Below are 22,880 nucleotides of genomic sequence, written 5' to 3'. Positions count from 1 at the left end.
CCGACTAGCAGATCGTCTGGGTCGAGACCCGAGGAGCCTGCGATGACGAGCGACGCGTTGACGATCGGCAGACACACGTTCACTTCCCGCCTCTTCGTGGGGACGGGCAAGTACAAGGACCTGGATGAGACCCGTCGCGCGCTCGAAGCGTCCGGCGCGGAGGTGGTCACGGTGGCCCTCCGCCGCGTCAATTTGAAGGAGCGGGGCGAGGGGTCGATGATGTCGCTGCTCCAGCAGGGACGCGTCACGATCCTGCCGAACACGGCCGGTTGCTATACCGTCGAGGACGCGGTCCGCACCTGCCGGCTCGCGCGCGAGCTCGGCCTGTCCGATCTCGTGAAGCTCGAAGTCATCGGCGACGAACGGACGCTGTTCCCGGACAACGAGGCGACGCTCGAGGCGGCGCGGATCCTCGTGAAGGAGGGCTTCACCGTGCTGCCCTACTGCATGGATGACCCGATCGTCTGTCGTAAGCTGGAAGACATCGGGTGCGCGGCCGTGATGCCCCTGGCGGCGCCGATCGGCAGCGGGCTCGGCATCCGCAACCCGTACAACCTGATGATCATCCGAGAGACAGCAAAGGTGCCGGTGATCGTGGACGCGGGAGTCGGGACAGCGAGCGACGCCGCGGTGGCGATGGAGCTCGGGTGTGATGGGGTATTGATGAACACGGCCATCGCGGGCGCGCGGGACCCGATCCTGATGGCGCAGGCGATGAAGGACGCGGTGAGGGCCGGTCGGATGGCGTATCTCGCGGGGCGGATGCCGAAGAAGCTCTATGCGACGGCCTCGTCGCCGGAGCAGGGCAAGATCGCCGCGCTGTAGCGCGGCGCTGCGGGTGTGGCCCCGCACCTCAGAGCCCCGCGAGCTCGCGTTCCTGGCGTATTCCACAGATGCGGGAGCCCTCGCGGGCGCGATGAGGGATGATGAACGAGCAACTCCGACGTCCAGCACGGCGCTGCCGCGACGCCAAGTCAAGCGAACAGCATCCGCATGTCATGATACGCTCACCTACCTGAGCCAAATTGACACGGAACGCTCATCGCACGGTCGACACGCTGTCGTGGCGCGTCACGGCGCTCCGACGACGACCGCGGCGACCTGACGGTCCGCTCAGGAGACTATGAGCAAGCCCAACGTCTGCATGGTCGTGAACAACCTCGAGGTCGGCGGGCTCGAGAAGGTGGTGCTGAGCCTCCTCGATCGCCTCGGCGATCACGGCTTCGACCTCTCGCTGATCTGCCTCGACGGCGAGGGGCGGCTCTTCTCGGAGGTCAAGCTCCCCCGCTCGAAGTGCCTCGTGATCACGAAGGATCTGCGGCCGGTGCTGCCGGGCCTCAAGAGCGATCCGGAGGCGCTGCTCTGGATCCGGCGCTTCTTTCACCAGCGCTCGGTCGATATCGTCCATGTCCACAACCGTGCTCCGCTCATCTTCGCTGGCTTCGCCGCGCGCCTGCTCCGGAATCGGCCGGCGGTCCTTTACTCGGAGCACAACCAGATCAACCGGGCGAAGGGCTTCGATCGGCGCAAGTTCGGCTACTACGCCTACCTCGCCGACGAGATGGTCGCGGTGTCGCACGACCTCAGGCGCATCCTTGTCGACGACGTGAAGGTCCGCGCGCCCGTCCGGGTCATCCACAACGGCATCGACGGGGCGCGCTTCGCCCGCGCCCGCGAGAGCGGCGCGGGCGCGCGCATCCGCGCGGAGCTCGGCATCGGCGAGCGGGAGTTCGTGTTCGGGTGCGCCGTCGTGCACATCGAGCAGAAGGGCCTCCGCTACCTCCTCGAGGCGGCGCCCGAGGTGCTGCGGCGCGCGCCGGAGGCGCGCTTCGTCATCGCCGGCGACGGCCCGCTCCGGGCGGAGCTGGAGCAGCGCGCCAGGGACGCGGGGCTCGGCGACCGGGTGATCTTCCCCGGATATCGCTCGGACGTGCCGGAGCTGGTCTCCGCGTTCGACGCCTACGTGCTCCCGTCGCTCTGGGAGGGGCTGCCGCTCGCGCTGCTCGAGGCGCTCGCGCTCGGCAAGCCGATCGTGGCGAGCCGCGTCGGCGGCGTCCCCGAGATCGTCGAGCACGGCGTCGACGGGTTCCTCGTCCCGTCGAAGGACCCTGGCGCGCTGGCCGAGCACCTCTCGCGCGTCGCCCGCGACGGGGAGCTCCGCGAGCGCGCGCGCGCGCGCGGCCCCGCGAAGTTCACCGAGCAGTTCAGCCTGGAAGCGATGGTCGACGCGCACGTCCGCCTGTTCGACGAGCTCATCGCCAGGCGGCGCGGGGGCGACGCCCCGTCCCGGGCGCGCGCGTGGTCGACGCCCGCGGGGGCCTCCGGGCTGGCCGCTGGACGGGACGACGGGAACCAGCGGGTCGGTCATCGAGCCGGTCTGGACGTGTAACGACATACGGTACCAGGTGAGACCGAATCGATGATGACCAGGCCGAATACGATGCTGAGCGAGGCAAATTGGGACACCGAGCGATGCTGAGCGAGGCAAAATGGGACGCTGAACGTGGCTGAGCGAGATGGGCGAGATGGGCGAGATGGGCGAGGCTGAGTGCGGCTGGCGGGATTGACGAGACTGAGCGAGACTGGCTAGACCGAATGCGAGACCGAGCGCGAACGACGTCCTTTTTAGAGGCGCTCGCCGACTCGGCTCGCTCGGAGAGGAGGTGCTCTTGCGGCGGATGCGCGTTTTGCTGATCACGAAGATCTTCCCGAACGCGGTTCACCCGGACGAGGCGCCGTACAATCGGCGGCAGTTCGCCGCGCTGTCGCGCTACTGCGACGTCCGGGTGCTCGCGACGATCCCGTGGTTCCCCGGCATCGAGCGCCTCTCGAAGTGGCCTGTCGGCGCCAGCGCGCCGCGCGAAGAGGTGATCGAGGGGCTGCCGGTCCGGCATCCGCGGTACCTCTATGTGCCGAGGGTCGCGCCCGCCCTGAACGGCCCGCTGTATGCGGCGTCGATGCTCCCGGAGCTCATCGGGCGCGGTCCGTTGCCCGACGTCATCGTCGGGGCTTTCGCCTACCCGGACGGCTTTGCCGCGGTCTGTCTGGGGCGATTGCTCGGGGTGCCGGCCGTGATCAAGACGCACGGCTCGGACATCGACGTGATCCCGCGCGACCCGCGGATGCGACGGCCGCTCGGCTGGGGGCTCACGCGCGCCGCCCGGGTGGTCACGGTCAGCCGCAAGCTCGCGGACGGGGTCGCGGCGCTCGGCGTGCCGCGCGATCGCATCGACATCGTCATGAACGGCGTCGACGTGAAGACGTTCCAGCCTCGCAACCGCGCCGAGGCGCGCGCCGCGCTCGGCAAGTCGCCGAGCTCGCGGCTGATCGTCTTCGTCGGCCACCTGAGCCGCGACAAGGGCGTGCTCGATCTGATCGAGGCGTTCGAGCGGCTCGCGCCTGTCCATCCGGACATCGAGCTGGCGCTCGTCGGCAGCGGCGCCGAGGAGCAGGCGTGCAGGGCCGCCGCCGCCCGGCTGGGCGGGCGGCTGACGGTGACCGGCTACTTGCCGCACGACCAGGTGTCGCTGTGGCTCGGCGCGTGCGACGCCCTGGCGCTGCCGAGCAAGCACGAGGGGACGCCCAACGTCCTGCTCGAGGCGCTCGCCTCGGGGCGCCGCGTGGTCGCGACGAGCGTGGGGGGCATCCCCGACGTCCTGTGCAGCCCCGAGCTCGGCGAGCTCATCCCGCCGGGGAACCGGAGCGTGCTGATGGATGCGCTGCTCCGCGCCGCCCGGGCCGACTACGACCCGGCGCGGATCGCGGAGCTCGCCGGCAGGCGCGACTGGGATGAGAGCGCGCGCGCCCTCCACGAGTCGCTCCTGCGCGCCCGCGGCGAGCCCCTGTCGAGCACCGGCGCTCAGGAGACGGGCGACGCGCCCTTCGGCGCCCCGGCCTCGAAGGGCGGGTTCGAGAACGGCGCCGCCCGGACGGGCGTCTCCCTGAACTAGCCTCCTTCCCGACCGCGCGGACGGGCGGGCCCGCGCGGCTCGGCCGGAGGAGCGGCGTCGCCGCGACGGCGGCGTCCTCTTGACGCTCGCGCTCGTTCATCGGCGAATGCCGCTCGTGTTCACCGGCTTCCGCGCGGCCTTCGGCTCCATCGCGATCTTCGCCGCCGTCGCGCAGGCTCCTTACCAGTGCGCGAGCGAGGTCGACCCGGATCGCCGCGTGTACGAGGACCCGAGCGAGGCCCTGTACACGCTGGCCCAGCGCTTCGAGGCGAGCGGTGATCGCCGTGCCCGGGTCGACACGCTGCGTTTCCTCGTCGATCGGTATCCTGCGAGCCGGTTCGCCCGGATGGCCCGGCAGGATCTCGAGGCGCTCGGCGAGGCGGTCGCCCCGGCAGAGCGCCCTCCGGGCGACGGAGCGCGATGAGGCGCCGCCGCCGGCGCGCTGGAGGACGGCCATGCTGACCCCGAAGTTGACCCTGATCACCCAGGCGGCGGACGTCCCGGAGCCGGTCCTGCTCGCGCGGCTCTCGGCCTTCGGCGCCCTGCCCCCCGAGGCCCGCGCCCGCGTGGCGGTGCAGCTCCGCGATCCCGAGCTCTCCGGCGCGGCGCTCCACGCGCTCGGCAGGCGGCTGCGCGACGCCACCGCCGCGCTCGGCGCCTCGTTCGTCGTCAACGATCGCGTGGATCTGGCGCTCCTCCTCGGCGCGGACGGCGTTCACCTGGGCCGCCGCTCGGTCGCCGTGGCCGACGCGCGCGCCCTGCTCGGGGCCGGCGCGTTCGTCTCCGTCGCGTGCCACAGCGTCGACGAGGTGCTCCGGGCGGCCGAGGCCGGCGCGGACGCCGCGGTGCTCTCGCCGATCTTCGCGACGCCAGGCAAGGGCTCGCCGCTCGGCCTCGCGGCGCTGCGCGAGGCGCGGGCCCGCCTGGCCGCGGCCTCGCGCGGCGTCGCGCTCCTCGCCCTGGGCGGCATCGACGCGGCCTCGGCGCCGGCCTGCCTCGCGGCGGGCGCGGACGGGGTGGCCGCCATCCGCGCCGACTTCGGCGGCGCGCTGCCCGCGCCGCTCACGGGGTGAGCTGCGGCTCTGCGCCGTCCGGGCCGACCGGCGGTTACCGCGCCCAGAGGTCGGCGAGCGGCAGCTCGATCGCGTCGAACGGCTCAGGCCGCACGATCTCGTCGCCTTCGTACGTGTCGAGCAAGGACCACCGCCCGTCGTCGAGCCTGTAGACCTCGAGCGTCTGCGCGACCGGGTTGAGCAGCCAGGCGTGGCGGACCCCCTCGCGCCGATAGATCCGCATCTTCTTGCCCCGATCGACGCGCTCGGTGCGCGGGGAGATCACCTCGCAGACCCAGTCGGGTGCGATGTCGTAGTGCGCGGGGGCGTCCTCGGGCCCGACCGCGTCGGGCATGCGCTCGCGGCGCCAGGCGGCGAGATCGGGCACGACCTTGTCGGGCCGCGGTCCCACCTGGAGCTCGGGCTGATCGAGGATCACCCATCCGCCAGGCTCGCCCGGATCGTCATCGAACGGCGCGAGGATCGCGCCCAGCCGCGACGCCGCGCGCGTGTGCGGCCGCGCCGGCCTCGGGAAGGTGTAGAGCTCCCCGTCGAGGAGCTCGGCGACCATCTCGTCCGGCACAGCCTGGAACGCGGCCTCGACCTCGGGCGCGTTGCGGGGCAGCAGCGGGGGCCGTGCGCTCATCCTCGGATCGTACACCCATCCCGCCGCCGCGGCCCCGCTGCCAGCCCAGCGCTTCCCTCGACGCTGGCAATGGGCCTTGCTACTAGGCCGGGCCATGTCCGAAGCGTCCTCGAAGAAACCGACCGACGGCCCGCACGAGCCCCTGTTCGACAGGGTGGCGACCGAGCTGAACTTCCCCGCCGACGAGGCGAAGATCCTCGCCTTCTGGAAGCAGCGCCGCATCTTCGAGAAGACGCTCCGCGCCGAGACCCGCGCCACCGGCCCCTCGCGGGGCACGTTCGTCTTCTACGAGGGCCCGCCGACCGCCAACGGCATGCCGCACAACGGCCACGTGCTCACGCGCGCCGTGAAGGACGTCTTCCCCCGGTACAAGACCATGCGCGGCTACGACGTGCCGCGGAAGGCCGGCTGGGACACGCACGGGCTGCCGGTCGAGGTCGAGGTCGAGAAGGAGCTGCGCATCCACGGCAAGGCCGACATCGAGCGGTACGGCGTCGAGCCGTTCATCTCGCGCTGCGTCGACTCCGTGTTCCGGTACACCGAGGCGTGGGAGAACCTGACCGACAAGATCGGCTTCTGGGTCGATCTCGACAGCGCCTACGTCACGTACCACCGGAGCTACGTCGAGAGCGTCTGGTGGGCGCTCTCCCAGCTGCACCGGAAGGGGCTCCTCTACCGCGGCCATCGCGTCTGCTGGTGGTGGCCCCAGGGCGGGACGGCGCTCAGCGCGGCCGAGGTCGGCTCGAACTACAAGACGGTCGACGACCCCAGCGTCTTCGTCGCGTTCCCGCTCGTCGACGAGCCGGACACAGCGCTCTGCGCCTGGACGACGACCCCGTGGACCTTGCCTTCGAACGGCTACGCCGCGGTCCGGCCCGAGTTCGACTACGTCGTCGTGGACGCGGGCGCGCCCGCGGGGGGCGCGGCGCCCGTGGCCGGCAAGCTCATCGTGGCCGCGGCGCTGCGCGAGGAGCTCGCCAAGAAGTTCAAGCGGGACCTGCCCGTCCTCCGCGAGCTCAAGGGGAGCGAGCTCGTCGGCAAGCGCTACCGCCCGCCGTTCGATAGCTTCGCGAGGTCGCTGTTCGACACCCCCCTGCGCAGGAAGGACGGCAAGGCAGAGCCGCTCTACTGGGTCGTCCTCGGCGCGGATTTCGTCACGCTCGACTCCGGCACCGGCATCGTCCACGTCGCGCCCGCGTTCGGCGAGGACGACTTCAACGCGCACAGGCGGCGGATCGCGGAGCTCGCCGAGCCGGGCGCCGACGTCCCGATGCTCTGCGCGGTGCGGCCGGACGGCACGTTCGAGCCGGGGCTCACGGCGTTCTCGGGCCTCTGGGTGAAGGACGCCGATCCGCTGATCATCAAGGATCTCGCGGCCCGCGGGCTGCTCGTCCACGAGGAGAAGTACCGCCACGACTACCCGTTCTGCTGGCGCGCGGACGACGACCCGCTGATCCAGCTCGCGCGGCCGGCCTGGTACATCCGGACCCGGGACAACATCGACAAGGCGATCGCCAACAACCGCGCGGTCCACTGGCACCCGTCCCACATCCAGGAGGGCCGCTTCGGCGACTTCCTCGCCAACAACGTGGACTGGGCGCTCTCGCGCGAGCGGTACTGGGGGACGCCGCTCAACGTCTGGGTCTGCGCGAACGACGAGGAGCACCAGCTCGCCCCGGCCTCGGTCGCCGAGATCGAGGCGCTGAACCCGCGCGCCTTCGATCACTTCCGCGAGGCCAAGAAGGCCGACCCCGGCCTGAACGATCACCTCATCGTCCACAAGCCGTGGATCGACAAGGTGACGTTCCCCTGTCCGACGTGCAGCGGCGAGATGCGCCGCGTGACCGAGGTGATCGACGCCTGGTTCGACAGCGGGAGCATGCCGTTCGCGCAGTGGGGCTACCCGCACGCGGAGGGCTCGAAGGAGCTGTTCGATCGCGCGTTCCCGGCGGACTTCATCAGCGAGGCGATCGATCAGACGCGGGGCTGGTTCTACTCGCTGCTGATGGTCTCGACGCTGGTCTTCGACGAGGCCACGCAGGAGAAGCTCGGGCTGTCGCGGATCCGGAGCTACCCGCACCCGTACCAGACGTGCGTCGTGCTCGGGCACGTCTGCGATCGCGAGGGCAAGAAGGAGAGCAAGTCGAAGGGCAACTACACGCCGCCCGAGGTCATCCTCGAGCGCGTCCGGATGGAGTTCGCGGCGGCCGTCGGCGCGGAGGCCGGCATCGGCGCGATGAAGGATGGAGTCGCCTACATCGCGCGCGAGGACTACGAGGGGCTCGATCTCACGGGCGACTCGGCGAAGGTGCAGGTCTACCGCGCCGATCGCGAGGGCTCGGCGCTGACGCTGGAGCTCAGGCCCACGACGGGCAACAAGCGCCTCCCGCGCCGCATCGTCGCGCTCTCCCGCGGGGACCTCGATCGCCTGGGCCTCTCGCCGGCCGACAAGGCGCTCTCGGTGATGCCCAACGACGTGCCCAGGCTGCCGCAGGACCAGCGCGTCTTCATCGAGGACCCGGCGACGCCCGCGCCCGGGGCCGACGCGTTCCGCTGGTTCTTCTACGCGTCCTCCCCGCCGTGGACGAACACGCGCCACTCGCTCACGAACGTGCGCGCGTACCAGAAGGAGTTCGCGGTCAAGCTGCGGAACGTCTACTCGTTCTTCACCATCTACGCGAACATCGACGGCTTCTCGCCCGCGGAGGGGAACCCGGGCGCGGCGGACACGTCGCCCGCGGCGCTCGCGGCGAGCGCCGGTTACCGGCCGGCGCGGGAGCGATCGCTCCTCGACCGGTGGATCCTGTCGGAGCTCGCGCTCTCGACGCGGGAGGTGACGGCGCACCTCGACGAGTACCGGCTGTACGAGGCGGCGCAGCGCCTGGTCGATCTCGTGGACGCGCTCTCGAACTGGTACGTCCGCCGGAGCCGCGCGCGCTTCTGGGCCCCTTCGATCGTCGATACTTTGGAGGTTGCGCCGGGGACCGTGCGCGCGGCGCAGGACAAGCGCGACGCGTACTTCACGCTGTACGAGGTGCTCGTCGCGATCGCCAAGCTGAGCGCGCCGTTCACGCCGTTCCTCGCCGAGGCCATGTACCAGAACCTGGTGCGGCGGCCGTGGCCCGCGTCGCAGCCGGAGAGCGTGCACCTCGTGGCGTTCCCCGAGGCGGACGCCGCCGCGGTGGACGAGCCGCTCGCGGTCGAGATGCGCGCGGTGCGCGAGCTCGTCTCGCTCGGCCTGCAGGTGCGCACGGCGAACAAGCTCAAGGTGCGGCAGCCGCTCTCGCGGGCCGACATCGTGCTGTCGCAGCAGGGGCTGGCGGCGGCGCTCGCCGAGCACGTGCCGCTCATCGCCGAGGAGCTCAACGTCCACGAGGTGCGCTTCCTGAAGCCCGGAGAGGAGGGGAGCGCGGTCCGCTACGTGCTCAAGCCGAACTTCCGCGCGCTCGGGCCGAAGCTCGGCAAGAAGGTGCAGCTCGCGAAGCAGGTCCTGGCGAAGGCCGACGCGGCGGCGCTCCGCGCGGCGCTCGCGACCGAGGGCAAGATCGCGATCGCGCTCGACGGCGAGCAGGTCGAGCTCGGCCCCGAGGAGATCGACGTCGCGGTCGAGGCGGGCGAGGGGTTCGCGGCGGCCGGCGGCCGCGCGGGGGTCGTCGTGCTGCACACGGCGCTCACGGACGCGCTCCGCGACGAGGGGCTCGGCCGGGAGATCCTCTCGCGGGTGCAGGGGATGCGGAAGGAGCTCGACCTCGGCTTCACCGAGCGGATCCGGCTCGCGCTCGACGGCGGCGAGCGGGCCCGCAAGGTCGCCGAGGCGGCGCGCGAGATGCTCATGCAGGAGGCGCTGGCGGCCGAGCTCGTGCTGGGCGCGGCGCCCGCGGCGTGGGGGCAGGCCGAGCGGCGCGAGGTCAACGTCGACGGCGAGGCGCTCGCGATCACGCTCGCGCGGACGGCGTGACGGCGCCGGGGGGGAGGCCCAGCTGCGATGATCACGAAGGTTTGCGCCCGTAACTTTCGCAGCATCGGCGAGCGGATCGAGCTCGAGCTCGGGGCGATGACGGTCCTCGTGGGGCCGAACGCCTCGGGCAAGAGCAACATCGTGGACGTGCTGCGGTTCCTCGCCGAATGCGTGACCGCGACGCTGCCCCACGCCATCCGCGCGCGGAGCGGGTTCCGGGCGTTGCAGCACGGGGGGCCGTGGGAACCTGGCGATGTGACCATCGAGGTCTGGGTAGAGCGCGAGGAGGGCAGGGGCACCTGGGGATTCACGCTCAGGGGAGATGAGGGGGACGCCGCGCGCATTGCGCATGAGCACGGCGTTTGGTTCGCGGGATCTGCGCCCGACGCTGCATCACAGCGGCGCCTGCTGGACCTTCTCGGCGGCTCCGCTCGGATGCCGAACGAAGCGGAGATCAAGGCAGCGGCCGGCGAGGACACCTACGCCTTCTCGAGCGACGGCGCGGTGACGAGCTCGAACACGTTGGCCTTCCCCTTGGCGCTCTTCGGGGACCGCACCCCGATCCTCCCGCTGATGCACGGGGGGCCGTTCGCTTGCATTGTGGAAGAGCTGAGGCGCATCGCGGTTTACGGGCTGTTTCCGAGCTTTTTGCGCGAGCCGCAGCGCCCCGATCCCTCGAGGCCCATGAGCACGTGGGGGGACAACTGGGCATCCGTGCTGGAGTCGCTGTCGAGCGACGGCGGGGGCAGCGAGCTCCTCGCGGCGCTCGGGCGCCTCGCGACCGACATCGACCGGTATCGGGTCATCCATGCGGGCGGCTTCCTGGTGCCGGAGTTCCGGCATGGCCTGGATGCGCAGGGGCGCGAGCGCTGGCTCGGAGCTGCTCAGGAGTCGGATGGAACGCTGCGGGTGGCAGCGATGCTCACGGCGCTCTTCCAGGAGCCCGCGCCAGCGCTCGTCGGCTTCGAGGAGCCCGAACTCGGCGTGCATCCTGGCGCGATCCCGCTGCTCTTCGACTTCTTGAAGGAGGCGACGACCCGCAGCCAGATCCTGCTCACGACGCACAGCCCCGACCTCCTGGACCTGGTACCCATCGACGACATCCGCGTCGTGGAGCGGCGCGACGGCGCGACCACGGTCGCGCGCGTCGAGGAGCGGCAGCGCGAGCTCGTTCGCAAGCGTCTGATGTCGACGAGCGACCTCCTCCACGCCGAAGGCCTCCGCCCCGAAGGCTCCACGAGCGATGGCTAAGGCCTACCTGGTCGTCGAGGGCCACGGCGAGATCGAGGCGGCGAAGAACCTGGTCATCCGGCTGTGGGCCGACCTCGGGCTGCCGCACGCCGTCTGGGGAGCTCCCAAGCGCGGCAAGGCGCTCAACACCCGCGCCGGCGTGCTGCAGGCCTGCGAGCTCCTGCGCAGCGAGCGCGACTGCGCGTTCGCGCTGCTGCTCCGTGACGAGGACGACGGATGCCCCGCCACCGCCGGCCCCGAGACCGCGGCATGGATGGCGGCCGCGAGCCTTCCGTTCCCGGTCGCCGTGGTGCTGGCGCACCGGGAGTTCGAGGCGTGGTTCCTGCCGTGCATCCACCTCATGGCGGGACGGGAGATCCGGCCTGGCGTGCGCATCGCCGAGGGCACGACGTGCCCGGAAGATCCCGAGGGCATCCGCGACGTGAAGGGGTGGCTCTCGAAGCATTTCCCGAGAGGCAAGGCGTACAAGCCAACGCTCGATCAGCTCAAGCTCACCCAGTGGATCGATTTCGGCGTGCTCCGCACCTCCGGGGCAAGGTCGTTCCGCACGCTCGAGAACGCGCTGCGGTTCCTCGCCGCGCCCGCCGCTCTCAAGGTCTACCCGCCTCCGCGGTCCTAGCACCCAACGCTCCGTACGAGCGTCCCCACCCGGGCGGTCGGCGCGTGCTCAGTACCGCTCGCCGTCGTTCTTCGGCGCCATCGGCCACGCCGGCGCGCTCTCGCCGTTGATCGTCGTGCCGCCGTTCATGAACGCGCCGGCGAGGCGCAGGAAGCCGGCGGGGAAGTCGAGCGCCGGCGCCGAGAGCGCGTCGAGCGCGGCCACCTGATCGGGCGCGAGCTTGACCTCCAGGGAGGCGAGGTTGTCGTCGAGCTGCGCCAGCGTGCGCGCGCCGATGATGGTGGACGTGACGCCCGGCCGGGCCACCACCCAGGCGAGCGCCACGCGCGCCGGCGTGGTGTCGAGATCCCTGGCGATCTCGACGAGCTTGTCGACGATCGCGTACGCCTTGTCGGTGAGCGCGGAGAGCACGAACGGGCCGCGATCGGTCTTGTGCTTGCCGGCATTTTCCCGCGTGTACTTCCCGGTGAGCACGCCGCTCTTGAGGGGCGACCAGGGCGTGACGCCGAGGCCCAGCTCGCGCGCCATGGGGATGAGCTCGCCCTCCACCGTGCGCTCGAGGAGCGAGTGCTCGATCTGCAGCGCGATGAACTGCGCCCACCCGCGGGAGCCCGCCAGGACGTGCGCCTGCGCCACCTTCCACGCCGGCGTGTCGGAGACGCCGACGTAGCGGACCTTGCCGGCCGCCACCAGATCGTCGAGGGCTCGCAGCGTCTCCTCGATGGGCGTGTGCTTGTCCCAGACGTGCATCCAGTAGAGATCGATGTAGTCGGTCTGCAGGCGGCGCAGCGACTGCTCGCACTGCGCGAAGATGGCCTTCCTTCCCGCGCCGCCGCCGTTGGGGTCGCCGAGGTAGAGGTTGGCTGTGAACTTGGTGGCGATCACCGCCCGGTCGCGCTTGCTCGGGTGGCGGCCGAGGTGGTCGCCGATGATCTTCTCGGAGTGGCCCCTGGTGTAGGCGTTGGCGGTGTCGATGAAGTTGCCGCCGCGCGAGAGGAAGCGATCGAGGATCGCCTCGGACTCCTTGACGCTGGATCCGAAGCCGTGGTCCTCGCCGAAGGTCATGGCGCCGAGGCACAGGGGGCTGACGCGCAGGCCGGAGCGGCCGAGGGTGACGTAGTGATCGAGGTTCATCGTGGTCCTCCTGGGGCCCCGTCTGAAGAGCCCTCGCTGGACCGCACCGTGCGCCCGTGCCGGCGTTCAATCTTGGAGGAAACGGCCGGGACGGGGCCGGGTGGGTTGATGGCGGCCCGGGGCGAGCGCACGATCGCGTCGTGCTGGGATCGATCGAACAGGCCGTCGCGCGGCGCGCCCCGCGCCCGGACGTCGGCGCGCCGGCGTCGCGCGTGCTCCGCAATTTCGTCGTCGCCGTCCGCGCCAGCGCGCCGCCGATCACGAACCTCGACCTGCTGCCCGACGGCACGACGTCGCTGGTCTTTCGCCTGCTCGACGCGGACCGCGCCGACATCGTCGTCCTCGGGCCCAAGACGCGCGCCGTGTACAAGCGCGTGCCGCGCTTCCTGCTCGCGGTGCAGGTGATCTTTCGACCCGGCGGCGCGTACCCCTTCTTCGGTGTGCCGATGGACGAGCTCGTCGATCGCATCGTCCCTGCGCGCGATCTCTGGGGCCGAGGCGCCGACGCCCTGCTCGAGCAGCTGGTGGCGGTCGGGACCGGCGTCACGCTGGACCCCGCGCGAGCTCGCCTGGAGGCGATCGAGCGCGCCCTCGAAGGCCGCATGCTCGGTCCCGACGTGTTCGAGCCCGCGTCGGCGGCCGTGGCGCGCGCCGCGCTCCGGAAGCTCTCGCTCGGAGGGGTCACCGTCGAAGAGACGGCGAGCGCGCTCCATGTCAGCCCGCGGAACCTGCGGCGCGCCTTCGTTGCGACCGTCGGCGTCTCGCCGAAGCAGTACGCGCGCATCGCCCGCTTCCAGCGCGTCGTCTCGAACGCGCAGGTCGCCCGGGGGTCGTGGTCGGAGCTCGCCCTTGCGAGCGGGTACTGCGATCAGCCGCACCTGGTCAGGGAGTTCCGTGAGCTCGCGGGGCTCTCGCCGGTGGCGTTCATGAAGCGACGCTCGACCGGCGAGGTCAGCGGCTCAGGCGGAAGCCGCGGGTGAACGCTCCAAGGGCTCCATGGCGTTCGGTGCGAGCGCGCGGATCGCGGGGCGCCGGCGCGATTACGTGCCGGGCCTTACGATCCTGCGGGGGCGATCGCCTCGCATCGCGGGGCGGTGCTCCTTCCGCAAGGATCTTGTTGCGGACATCGCTGGCGAGGCGTTCGATGATCCTCGTCGGGTGGGGCGCATCGGAGATTTTCAGGACGGTACCGAGACCGACGGCCGCGTATCGCCGGCCCTTGACGGGCGATGGCCTGCTCGGACGGGAGGCTCTCTCCGTGGCGCGAAGGACGTAGCGTTCCAGGGACCTCTCCCACGCCGTCCGGGTGTCCCTGGAGCCCGACGTGACGTCCCTGGAGCTCGACGTGATGTCCCTGGAGCTCGGCGCCATGTCCCGACAGCGGGGAGCCATGTCCCGGAAGCGCGCTGCGACGCACCCCGGGAGCGCGGCGGCGTGTCCCTGGAGGTCGTTCTGGGGTTCCCGGAGGTCGTTCGAGCGTCCCGGAGGGGCTCTCTAGCCACCCAGACCGTTTCTCTCGCGTCCCGGAGGGTCTTTCTAACGCCCCGGAAGGTCTCTCCATCGTTCCGGAAGGTCTCTCCCGCGTCCCGGAAGGTCTCCCCGGCGCCCCCGGGCCGCGGACCCGTAGCGCCGGCAGGGGGGTGGACGTCGTCGAACCGAGGCTCAGGGCCGCGATGATCACCCACGTCTACGTCAGCAACTACGGCAGCGTCGGACCCGGGCTCGAGCTCACGCTCGGGTCGCTGACCGCGCTCGTCGGTCCGCCCGGCTCGGGGAAGGGCTGCCTGCTCGATGCGGTGCGGTTCCTCGCCGAGTGCGCCAACGGGGCGTTCGATCTCGCGGCGGCGAACCGGCGCAGCGGCGGCGCGCTGGCGGGCGCTCGCGGCGACGGCGCGCTCACCACGCTCGGGGTCGCGGTCTCCAGGACCGAGGGCCACGGGTTCTGGCTCGTGCAGCTCGCGCCGGGCGAGCGGGAGGGCGAGGCGCGCGTCAAGAGCGAGACGGCCGCGTGGTGGCAGCGCAGCGCGCTCACGCGGCTGGTCAAGCCGGGGCTGCGCGAGGTCTTCGACGCCGGCAGCGACGCGCCCGAGGTCTCCTTCGATCGGCTGAAGGGCAGCCCGAAGGGGTTCTCGCGCAAGGACAAGGGGCGCAGCGGCACGCTCGCGTACCGCGGCGTCGCCCCCATCGCCGTGAGCGGCACGAAGCTCGTCCTGCCGCTGCTCTCCGATGGACCGCTCACGCCGATGCTCGACGAGCTGCGCCGGGCGGTCCTCTACTCCCTCGCGCCGCGCACGCTGCGCTCGCCCCAGAAGCTCAGCGCTTCCCGGCGCCTCAAGGCGAGCGGCGACAACTGGGGCTCGGTCCTCCGCGCGCTCGCGAAGGAGCGATGGCAGGAGCAGTTCCTCGCGGGGCTGTCCCAGGTGATCGGCGACGTCGACGGCGCCCGCGCGTCCTCGTCCGGCGGGTACCTGGTCCCGGAGCTGCGCCACGGCGTCGACGGCGACGGGCGCGAGCGCTGGCGGGCCGCCGCGGAGGAGCCGGACGCCACGCTGCGGCTCGCCGCCATGGTCACGGCGCTCTCGCAGGAGCCCCCGCTCGTGTTCGCGGGCTTCGAGCACCCGGACGCGGGCGTCGATCGCGCCGCGCTCCCCGCGCTCCTCGAGTACCTGCGCGGCGCGTCCGCCCAGCGTCAGCTCCTGCTCACGACCGAGAGCCCCGCGCTCCTCGACCTCCTGCCGCCCGACGCCGTCTACTCGGTGGAGCGCCGCGACGGCTCGACCGCCGCGTCGTCCATCGACGAGCCGCGGCGGAGGGCGCTCTGGGAGCGCCTCGGCGGCCCGGAGAGCGAGCGCTCCCTGGCGGCGCGCGCGGGGCGCCCGCCCGGTGTCTCCTGAGCCCGCCCGGGCGCCGTCACGACGCGAGCCGCTCCCCCGGCGGCGCGAGCGGCGACGCGCCGTAGCGCGCGAGGAGATCCTCCGGATCGAGGTAGATCGCCGCGCACCCGGCCTCGAGGAGCTCCATCTCGGGGAAGCCTCCGCAGAGGAGCCCCACCGAGAGGAGGCCGAGCTTCGCCGCGGCCTCGGCGTCCGACGGCGCGTCGCCGACGAGCACGACCTCGCGAGGATCGACGCTGCCGAGCCGATCGAGCGCGGCCTCGAGGACGTCGGGGCGCGGCTTCGATCTGTCCGCGTCGTCGGCCGATACCGTCCACGAGACCAGATCGCCCACCCGGGCGAGCTCGACGCTCGCGTCGAGCTCGCCGCGCGGCGTCGGCGAGGCGAGCACGATCCGGCGCCCGTCGCGCGCGACGCGCTGGAGCAGCTCGCGCACACACGGGAACGCCCGGGCGCCCGGGAGGAGCTCGCGCCCGTAGATCTGGTCGCGCAGCGACGAGATGCCGGCGCCGATCCAGCCGAGCTCCTCGGGCGAGAGGAACGTCTGCAGCAGCTGGTCCGCGCCCTTGCCGACCTGGCTGCGCAGCTTCTCCCGCGGGACCTCGCGGCCGAACCGCCGGAAGGCCTGCTGCCAGGCGGCCGCGTGCAGATCGACGGTGTCGAGGATCGTGCCGTCGACACCGAAAATGACGGCGCTGACGCTGACCATGGCGCGACACGTGGCGCAGGGCGGGACGCACCGCCATCGGAGGGCTCCCGACGGCCCCATCGCGCCGCGCCGGCTGCGCTCGGCCGGAGTCGCGATAGACTGGCCGGGGAGGGCGAGCGGGCAGGGCGATGACGACATGAATGGGCGGCTGTCTGCACTCGCGATCCTCCTCGGCGGGCTCCTCGGCCCGGCCAGCGCCCGAGCGGCCGAGCCCGCGCTGGTCGCCGTCGATCTGGACGACGACGACGCCGACGGCGTGCCGGACGGCGAGCAGCCTCGAGTGCCGCCCGCCCCGGAGCTCCTCGCGCTGCGCGCGCCGCGCGGGGCGAGCCAGGCGCCCGCGGCGATCCCCGCGGGCCTGCGGCTCCTCGTCGACGGCAGCCCGGTCAAGCCCGGCGCGGCGATCCCCGCGGGCGCCCGCCGGGTCGAGATCCAGGCGGTCCGCGCCGGGCGCAGCGAGATCGCGCTCTTCGGCGAGGCGCGGACGATCAGCGCGTTCGAGGTGCGCGCGATCGACGGCGCCGGGCGGCGCATCGACATGGCGCGCTCCCACGCCTCGCTTCAGCGGACGCCGCCGGACCGGCTCGGCGACGATCCGTTCGCGAACCTCGACGATCCCGACGCGATCCGGCTGCTCGTCATCGGCGCGCCCGAGGATCTGCCGCTCACCCTCGACGTCCACTCCGCCGCGCCGTCGGGCGGGGTGATCGATCGCCTGCCCGACGTGCCGCTCGGCCACGTGCGGTGCCCGGACGACGTGCCGCCGGGCCTCGTGTGCGGATCGACGCGCCCCCTGCGGGCGGTCGCGGACGACATCGATCGCAACCACCCGATGATCGTCGATCGCTCCGTGAAGGGCGAGGTCGGCGGGGCGCTCGTCGTCGCCCTGCCCGGCGGGCCGAAGGTCCAGATGATCCGCATCGCCGGCCCGCGCTCCTCGCCGCTCGGGCCGCTCGGGCGCACGCGCGCGCGCCTCCGGATCGTCATGGTGCGCCCCCGCGCCGGCGGCCCGCCGCCGATGGGCGGGGACGACGCCGGCGCGCTCGCCATCGCGCGCGCGGAGGTCGAGCGGGCGAACGCCCTCTGGGGCGCGTGCGGCGTGAGCTTCGGCCCGCCCGAGGCGCTCGACGTCACCTTCGTCGATCCGCCGCGCCCGCACCTGCTCGCGATCGGCTGCGACCACGGCCTGCCGGCCAGCGGCGGCGCGATCCGGGTGCGCGTCGACGGCCACGAGGTGACCGCGGCGATCGCGCCCCGCGCGCGCCCCGACGCGGCGGCCCGGGCCGTCGCCGCGGCGATCGGCGCGGCGGGGTTCTCGGTGCGGCTCTCCGACAACCCGGCGATCGGCGCGGGCGCCTACGGGACCACCGACGTGCTCGTGCGGCGGCCGGGCGGCGCGCTCGCGACCATCGAGCCGCCGGCGGCGGGAGCGCTGAGCACCGACGCGACGCTCACGGCGTGCATCGGCGCCGTGGATCTCGACGACGGCCTCCAGCACTTCAGCGACACGGACGCCATCGCCGGCACGGTCGAGGAGCGGGCGCTGCTCAAGGCGTTCGACGACGGCGACCCCGCGACCGTGGACGTCGTGATGGTCCCGAGCTTCGCGGGCGGCGGGCGGATCGGCGAGTCGTTCATCTTCGCCGACGGCGGGGCGATCCGGAACACGATCATCGAGGATCGCGCCGGCCTGCGCGCGGATCGCGCGTCGTTCGCGCTGGCGCACGAGCTCGGCCACGTGCTGCTCGACGAGCCGGGGCACCCGGACGATTTCGGGATCGACACGCCGACCCGGCTGATGGACGCCGACGCGGCCAACGCCTCGGCGTACGGGCCGCGCCGCCTCACCGTCGACGAGTGCGCGCGCGCGATCCGACAAAGCGGCGCGGCAGACCCGCGCCTGGGTCACCAGAGCGGCGCGGCAGCGCCGCGACCGGGGCAACAGAGCGACGCGGCGGACCCGCGCCCGGGCGGGCCCCCCCCGCGCGGCGGGGGGGCGCCTCCGGCGGGGGCCGCGGCGGAAGCGCCGGGCGGCGCGCCCGGGTTCCGGCCGAGCGGCCCCGTGCCGCTGCTCGCGCCGTGGCCGCTCGCCCCGCTCGGTCGAGAGAGGTGAAAGGCCGCTTCGCGCTGTGGTAGGAGCGGGCCCATGCGGGTCCCCCAGCGGAGCGGCCTCTTCAGCGGCGTCGCAGCCCTCGCGTGCGCCTCGGTCCTGCTCGAGATCTCGCTCGCGCGGATCTACGCGGCGCTGTTCGGCGAGGCCCACGCGTTCCTCGCGCTCTCGCTGTCGCTCGTCGGCGCGGGCGTGGGCGGCGCGCTGCTCTACGTCGTCCCGTCGCTCGCACGCCCGCCGGCGCTCTTCGCCCGCATGGCGATCCTCGCCTCGCTCGCGTCGGGCGCGACCCTCGCCACAGTCATCCTGCTCGCGCACCGCGAGCCCCTGTCCGTCCCCGCGCCGGGGTCGCTCCCGTGGCTCGCGCTGTGCTACGCGGCCTCCACGGTCCCGTTCGCGCTCGCGGGCCTCGCGCTCGCGGCCGCGATCCGGCACGCGGCGCGCGAGATGCCCCGGCTCTACCTGCTCGATCTCGCCGGCGGCGCGCTCGGCGGGCTCGCCGCGGCCGGCGCGCTCCGCGCAGGCGCGCCCCGCGCCGCGCTCGCGGCGGCGATCTTCTTCGCCGTGGCGGGCATCTTCTTCTACCTCGGGTCGCGCTGCTGCGAGGGCGAGGAGCGGGCGCCCGGCGGCCTCGTCGCCACGTTCGTGCTCGGCTCCTTCGTGCTGCTCGCAGGCGACGTCGGCGCCCCGTGGCTACGGCTCGCCGGCATCCGCCGGGCGTCGCCCGACCGGACCGAGCTCGAGGCCTGGACCGAGCGCTCGCTGATCACCGTCGATCGACCGAAGGCCGGCGCGGCGCTGATGCGGCTCGGCGGCGCCGCGGCGAGCCCGATCCTCGACGCGAAGACGACGCCCCCGCCGCAGCCCGAGGACATGGCGTACGCGCTGCACAAGGACCAGGGCCCCGCGCTCGTCGTCGGCGCCGGGGGCGGGCGCGACGTGCGCGTCGCGCTCAAGGCCGGGCAGAAGGACGTTGTCGCCGTCGAGGGCGACCGCGGCGTCCTCGAGGTGATGCGCGGGAAGTACGCCGCGTTCAGCGGCAACCTGTTCGACAAGCCCGAGGTCCACCTCGTGGTGAGCGACGGGCGGAGCTTCGCCAGGCGCACGCCGCTGCTCTTCAGGAACATCGTGATCCCGTCGACCGACACGGTCGAGGCGTCGACGACCGGCGCGCTCGCGCTCTCGGAGAGCCGGCTCCTCACGCTCGAGGGCGTCGGGGACCTCTTCTCGCGCCTCCTGCCCGAGGGCACGCTCGTCCTGGTCCGCGCGGACGCGGACTTCGATCGGCTGCTCTCCCTCGCGGCCGCGGCGCTGCGCCGCGCGGGCGTCGCCGCGCCGAAGGACCACCTCTTCGCGTGCAGCGCCGCGCAGAAGACCGCGCTCCTCGCCCGGCGCACGCCGCTCGCGCGCGAGGACGTCGACGCCCTGCGCCGCCACTGCCGCAAGCACAAGTTCTCGGAGGTCCTCGCCCCCGACCGCCCGGCGACCCCGGTCCGCAGCCTGCTCGTCGCGGCGGCCGCGCCCTCGGCCTCCGCGGTGGCCGCGCGCGGCGCCGAGGGCGCGGCCGCCGAGGGCGCGGCCGCGGAGGCCGATCTGACGCCGCCCACCGACGACAGGCCGTTCTTCGCGTACACCGTCCCGGCGCGCCGCCTGCCCGCGGTGCTCGGCGACGTCGGAGCCCTCCGCGCCGGGCAAACGGCGCTCTTCGCGCTCGCGCTGCTGCTCGCCGTCGGCGCGGCGCTCTTCGCGCTCGGCGTGCTGCTCCCGGCGCTCGCCGCGCGCCGTCTGCGCGCGCGCCTCGCGCCCCACGACGCCGCGGCCCTCGCGTCGTCGTCGGCGCCGCCCGCCAGAGCGCTCGCATTCTTCGCCGCGATCGGCGCGGGGTTTGCGCTCGTCGAGCTCGCCGTGCTCCGGCATGGTCTCCTCCTCCTCGACCTGCCCGCGCACGAGCTCCCCGCCGTCCTCGTGATCCTCCTTGTCTCGGCCGGCGTGGGCGGCTTCCTCACCGCCCGGGTGCCCCCGGGCGCCGCGACGGCGGTCTCCGGGAGGGTGGCGGAGGCGCTCGCCGTGGCCGCGGCGCTCTCGGCGGTGGGGCTCGTGCCGCTCGCGCGGTGGGGCCTCGGGCTCGGGACCTTCCCGCGCGCGATCCTCGCCATCGCGATCCTCGTTCCGTTCGGCGTGCTCGCGGGCTCGCTCGCGCCGCTCGGGGTCAAGATCGTGGACTCGGTCTCGCCGGCGCTGCTGCCGTGGTGCTGGGCGCTCTGCGCCCTCGCGGGCGCGACCGGGATGGCCCTCGGGGCGCTGTGCGCGCTGAACCTCGGCTACAGCGCCCTGCTGCTCGGCGCGGGCCTCGCTTACCTCCTCGCCGCGGCGACCGTGCCGCCCGCCGCGGCCGGGGCGACCGCCGCGGGCGACGACGAGCGAGCGGCGCCGTCCGGAGGCGCCGCCGCGAGCGATCCGCCGCCCCGGGACGCCGCAGGGCCGCGGCCCGAGGCCCTCGAGGCGGCGCCGATCGCGTGAGCGTGCGGCGTCGCCGGCGCCGGCGTCACCGCCGCGCGGCCAGCAGGAGGTGCGCGAGCAGGCCCGCGATGTTGTGAGCGTCGTCGACGCCCCGGTGGTGCGTGCCCGCGAGCGGCAGGCCAGCGCGCTCCAGGGCCTCGGCCATCCCCACCTCGCGCGACAGCGCGTGCGTCACCGCGAACAGGCTCTTCACGTTGAGGTGGCTCGGCCCGAACGGGAGCGGCACGCCGCGCGACTGGCACTGCCGCTCGAACATGCGCCGGTCGTAGTCGCCGTAGCTCGCCCAGAGGCGATCCTGCGCCTTGAGCTCGCTCCGGAGCGTCGCGCACGCGTCCCTGAACGACACGCCCGCGTCGACATCCGCCTGCGTCAGCGTCGTGAGCGCCGTACAGAACGGGCTCACGCGCGAGCGCTCCGGGCGCACCAGGATCGAGCGCCGCTCCCGGCGCCGGCACGAGGCGACCTCCAGCGGGCACACGCCGATCTCGATGATCTCGTTCTCCTCGCCCGGCGGCGGGTCGCCGTCCCAGCAGGTCGATTCCACGTCGATCACGAGAATGAGATCAAGACGCTTCGCCACGTCGTCGTCCTCGGCATGTAGTGATGAGTGCGCTGCGAAGGTAACGGGGATCGGGACGCAATTTCCTTCAGGATTTTCCCGACCGTCCGGAAACGCCTTGGGCGGTTCGCTTCGTCCGGGCAAAAACTGAGTAGAAACGGGACATAAGCCGGAGGTGCACCCACACGTCGTTGGTCGTTTAGGCACCCAATCCGCTTGCTTGGCGGGCCTGGTCCATGGACACTCGTCAGGTAATTTCTGACGAGGTTCTCTACGTGAATCCTGGCTCCCAACTGCGTTGCTCCTCCGGTTCGGCCAGGGAGAGGTCCATGATCGCTGAGGCGCTGCCTGACCCTGCCGACGCGGGCCGCGATCCGGCCGAGGAGCGACAGCTGCCTCGTTCCGGGATCGTCCGCCACGCCGGCCGCGAGCGGGGGGCGCCGAAGGGGCTCCCGGCGGGGCGTGGCGCCGGGGCGGTAGGCGGGATCACCACGGGGGCCCCGGCGTGTGGGCGGCTGGCGGTCGACCCGCTCGTCGGTCGTACAGAGCACGGACTGCACATCGAGCGGCTCATCGCCGAGGGGGGCATGGGCGCTGTGTACGCGGCCCGCCGCGTCGCGACGGGGGAGCCGGTCGCCCTCAAGGCGCTCCGGCGCGTGCACGCGGGGGACTCCGGGATCGAGGGCCGGTTCGCCCGCGAGGTGCGGCTCGCCCGCCGCATCGACCACCCGAACGTCTGCCCCGTGCTCGGCGAGGGGCGCCTCGAGGACGGGCGGCCGTTCTTCGTGATGCCGCTCTTCGACGGCGTCACGCTGAGCGAGGAGGTCCGGCAGCGCGGGCCCTTGCCGATCGGCCGCGCGCTCGCCCTCGCGGATCAGATCCTCGCCGGGCTCGCGGCGATGCACGCGGCGAAGGTCGTCCACCGCGACCTCCAGCCCGGCAACATCCTGCTCGTGCCCGGGGCGCGGGGCGCAGGGGCAGGGGAGGGCGCGACGACGGTCAAGCTCATCGATCTCGGCTTCGCGCACGAGCCCGGCGTCGACACGGGCGACGGCGTGACGCCGGACAGCCCCGGGTCGCTCGTCGGCACGCTGCTCTTCATGTCGCCCGAGCAGGCGATGCGGAGCCGCGCGATCACCGAGCGGAGCGACCTGTTCGCGGCCGCGCTGCTCATCTACTACGCGCTCTCGGGCAAGCTCCCCTTCCGGGGCCGGGGCGATCTCGACGTGCTCGTCGCGATCGTGCGGTCCGCGCCCGTGCCCCTCCGGCGGGAGCGCCGTGACGTCCCGCGCGTGCTCGACGAGGTGCTCTCGCGGGCCCTGTCCAAGCACCCCGACCACCGCTTCCCCAGCGCCTCGGCGATGCGCGACGCCCTCGCCGGCGTGCCGGTGTAGCCAAGGCAGCGCCCGCGCACCGCGCGCCCCAGCGCCGGCCCGCTCCTTGCCACGACGGTGCCGCCTGCACCGCGCCGCCCGGCA

The 22,880-nt window shown here is 73.1% G+C and carries 17 protein-coding genes; 13 read left to right on the top strand and 4 right to left on the bottom strand.

What is annotated here, in order from left to right:
* Positions 1-42 precede the first annotated feature (42 nt).
* The 5 genes from WMF14_RS23765 to WMF14_RS23745 all read left to right on the top strand — a co-directional run bounded on the left by WMF14_RS23765 (position 43) and on the right by WMF14_RS23745 (position 5,023).
* The gene (locus WMF14_RS23765) at positions 43-825 is read left to right on the top strand and encodes a thiazole synthase (RefSeq protein WP_437330905.1); all 783 of its coding nucleotides are present in this window, start codon (positions 43-45) and stop codon (positions 823-825) included.
* A gap of 298 nt (positions 826-1,123) precedes the next feature.
* Entirely contained in the window at positions 1,124-2,389 is a 1,266-nt protein-coding gene (locus WMF14_RS23760) for a glycosyltransferase family 4 protein (protein ID WP_437803898.1), read from the top strand.
* Positions 2,390-2,678: 289 nt separating this feature from the next.
* Positions 2,679-3,950: a glycosyltransferase family 4 protein gene (locus WMF14_RS23755; protein ID WP_437803896.1), complete on the top strand. Its 1,272-nt coding sequence runs from the start codon at positions 2,679-2,681 to the stop codon at positions 3,948-3,950.
* Between the two features lie 106 nt (positions 3,951-4,056).
* Positions 4,057-4,374, top strand: coding sequence for a tetratricopeptide repeat protein (locus WMF14_RS23750; RefSeq protein WP_437803894.1), 318 nt, complete (start codon positions 4,057-4,059; stop codon positions 4,372-4,374).
* Positions 4,375-4,405: 31 nt separating this feature from the next.
* Positions 4,406-5,023, top strand: a complete 618-nt coding sequence (locus tag WMF14_RS23745) for a thiamine phosphate synthase (protein WP_437803892.1) — start codon at positions 4,406-4,408, stop codon at positions 5,021-5,023.
* 34 nt (positions 5,024-5,057) lie between these two features.
* Here the strand turns inward: WMF14_RS23745 and WMF14_RS23740 are convergent, their stop codons facing one another.
* Positions 5,058-5,648 carry a Uma2 family endonuclease gene (locus WMF14_RS23740; protein WP_437803891.1) on the bottom strand — a complete coding sequence of 197 codons (591 nt, stop codon included), beginning with the start codon at positions 5,646-5,648 and terminating at the stop codon, positions 5,058-5,060.
* Positions 5,649-5,742: 94 nt separating this feature from the next.
* Between WMF14_RS23740 and ileS the strand changes: the two genes are divergently transcribed.
* The 3 genes from ileS to WMF14_RS23725 are packed head-to-tail and all read left to right on the top strand — an operon-like array spanning position 5,743 to position 11,476.
* Positions 5,743-9,606 (top strand): isoleucine--tRNA ligase, encoded by a 3,864-nt coding sequence (gene ileS, locus WMF14_RS23735; RefSeq protein WP_437803889.1) that lies wholly within the window; start codon positions 5,743-5,745, stop codon positions 9,604-9,606.
* Between the two features lie 27 nt (positions 9,607-9,633).
* Positions 9,634-10,857, top strand: coding sequence for an AAA family ATPase (locus WMF14_RS23730; RefSeq protein ID WP_437803887.1), 1,224 nt, complete (start codon positions 9,634-9,636; stop codon positions 10,855-10,857).
* Positions 10,850-11,476, top strand: a complete 627-nt coding sequence (locus WMF14_RS23725; RefSeq protein WP_437803885.1) for a DUF4276 family protein — start codon at positions 10,850-10,852, stop codon at positions 11,474-11,476. Before WMF14_RS23730 ends, WMF14_RS23725 begins: the two co-directional genes overlap by 8 nt.
* Before the next feature lie 48 nt (positions 11,477-11,524).
* On the opposite strand, the gene WMF14_RS23720 is transcribed toward WMF14_RS23725, so the two are convergent.
* Positions 11,525-12,610, bottom strand: a complete 1,086-nt coding sequence (locus WMF14_RS23720) for an aldo/keto reductase (RefSeq protein WP_437803884.1) — start codon at positions 12,608-12,610, stop codon at positions 11,525-11,527.
* 140 nt (positions 12,611-12,750) lie between these two features.
* On the opposite strand from WMF14_RS23720, the gene WMF14_RS23715 reads away from it, so the two are divergent.
* Entirely contained in the window at positions 12,751-13,590 is an 840-nt protein-coding gene (locus WMF14_RS23715; protein WP_437803882.1) for a helix-turn-helix domain-containing protein, read from the top strand.
* A 693-nt stretch (positions 13,591-14,283) separates the two neighbouring features.
* Positions 14,284-15,504 carry an AAA family ATPase gene (locus WMF14_RS23710; RefSeq protein ID WP_437803880.1) on the top strand — a complete coding sequence of 407 codons (1,221 nt, stop codon included), beginning with the start codon at positions 14,284-14,286 and terminating at the stop codon, positions 15,502-15,504.
* A 16-nt stretch (positions 15,505-15,520) separates the two neighbouring features.
* Here WMF14_RS23710 and WMF14_RS23705 read toward each other — a convergent pair whose 3' ends face one another.
* The gene (locus tag WMF14_RS23705; protein ID WP_437803879.1) at positions 15,521-16,213 is read right to left on the bottom strand and encodes an HAD family hydrolase; all 693 of its coding nucleotides are present in this window, start codon (positions 16,211-16,213) and stop codon (positions 15,521-15,523) included.
* A 136-nt stretch (positions 16,214-16,349) separates the two neighbouring features.
* Between WMF14_RS23705 and WMF14_RS23700 the strand changes: the two genes are divergently transcribed.
* Together WMF14_RS23700 and WMF14_RS23695 are read left to right on the top strand one after the other, a co-directional pair.
* A complete protein-coding gene (locus WMF14_RS23700) occupies positions 16,350-18,326 on the top strand; it encodes an ImmA/IrrE family metallo-endopeptidase (RefSeq protein ID WP_437803877.1) in 1,977 nt (658 codons plus the stop codon).
* A gap of 33 nt (positions 18,327-18,359) precedes the next feature.
* The gene (locus WMF14_RS23695; protein WP_437803875.1) at positions 18,360-20,843 is read left to right on the top strand and encodes a hypothetical protein; all 2,484 of its coding nucleotides are present in this window, start codon (positions 18,360-18,362) and stop codon (positions 20,841-20,843) included.
* Between the two features lie 25 nt (positions 20,844-20,868).
* On the opposite strand, the gene WMF14_RS23690 is transcribed toward WMF14_RS23695, so the two are convergent.
* Positions 20,869-21,423, bottom strand: coding sequence for an exonuclease domain-containing protein (locus WMF14_RS23690; RefSeq protein ID WP_437330892.1), 555 nt, complete (start codon positions 21,421-21,423; stop codon positions 20,869-20,871).
* A gap of 308 nt (positions 21,424-21,731) precedes the next feature.
* On the opposite strand from WMF14_RS23690, the gene WMF14_RS23685 reads away from it, so the two are divergent.
* Positions 21,732-22,796: a serine/threonine-protein kinase gene (locus WMF14_RS23685; RefSeq protein WP_437803873.1), complete on the top strand. Its 1,065-nt coding sequence runs from the start codon at positions 21,732-21,734 to the stop codon at positions 22,794-22,796.
* Positions 22,797-22,880: the final 84 nt, after the last annotated feature.

Origin of the sequence: Sorangium sp. So ce693, from assembly GCF_051521375.1 — a bacterium.
In the GTDB taxonomy this organism is placed as follows: domain Bacteria; phylum Myxococcota_A; class Polyangia; order Polyangiales; family Polyangiaceae; genus Sorangium; species Sorangium atrum.
The sequence above is the reverse complement of the archived record's forward strand: the minus strand, read 5'-3'. Positions and strand labels throughout refer to the sequence as shown.

Bases quoted from the DNA above. Each gene is read 5' to 3' on its own strand.
- WMF14_RS23765 (WP_437330905.1), top strand. From the start codon at position 43: ATGACGAGCGACGCGTTGACGATCGGCAGACACACGTTCACTTCCCGC.
- WMF14_RS23760 (WP_437803898.1), top strand. From the start codon at position 1,124: ATGAGCAAGCCCAACGTCTGCATGGTCGTGAACAACCTCGAGGTCGGC.
- WMF14_RS23755 (WP_437803896.1), top strand. From the start codon at position 2,679: ATGCGCGTTTTGCTGATCACGAAGATCTTCCCGAACGCGGTTCACCCG.
- WMF14_RS23750 (WP_437803894.1), top strand. From the start codon at position 4,057: ATGCCGCTCGTGTTCACCGGCTTCCGCGCGGCCTTCGGCTCCATCGCG.
- WMF14_RS23745 (WP_437803892.1), top strand. From the start codon at position 4,406: ATGCTGACCCCGAAGTTGACCCTGATCACCCAGGCGGCGGACGTCCCG.
- WMF14_RS23740 (WP_437803891.1), bottom strand. From the start codon at position 5,648: ATGAGCGCACGGCCCCCGCTGCTGCCCCGCAACGCGCCCGAGGTCGAG.
- ileS (WP_437803889.1), top strand. From the start codon at position 5,743: ATGTCCGAAGCGTCCTCGAAGAAACCGACCGACGGCCCGCACGAGCCC.
- WMF14_RS23730 (WP_437803887.1), top strand. From the start codon at position 9,634: ATGATCACGAAGGTTTGCGCCCGTAACTTTCGCAGCATCGGCGAGCGG.
- WMF14_RS23725 (WP_437803885.1), top strand. From the start codon at position 10,850: ATGGCTAAGGCCTACCTGGTCGTCGAGGGCCACGGCGAGATCGAGGCG.
- WMF14_RS23720 (WP_437803884.1), bottom strand. From the start codon at position 12,610: ATGAACCTCGATCACTACGTCACCCTCGGCCGCTCCGGCCTGCGCGTC.
- WMF14_RS23710 (WP_437803880.1), top strand. From the start codon at position 14,284: ATGATCACCCACGTCTACGTCAGCAACTACGGCAGCGTCGGACCCGGG.
- WMF14_RS23705 (WP_437803879.1), bottom strand. From the start codon at position 16,213: ATGGTCAGCGTCAGCGCCGTCATTTTCGGTGTCGACGGCACGATCCTC.
- WMF14_RS23700 (WP_437803877.1), top strand. From the start codon at position 16,350: ATGAATGGGCGGCTGTCTGCACTCGCGATCCTCCTCGGCGGGCTCCTC.
- WMF14_RS23695 (WP_437803875.1), top strand. From the start codon at position 18,360: ATGCGGGTCCCCCAGCGGAGCGGCCTCTTCAGCGGCGTCGCAGCCCTC.
- WMF14_RS23685 (WP_437803873.1), top strand. From the start codon at position 21,732: ATGATCGCTGAGGCGCTGCCTGACCCTGCCGACGCGGGCCGCGATCCG.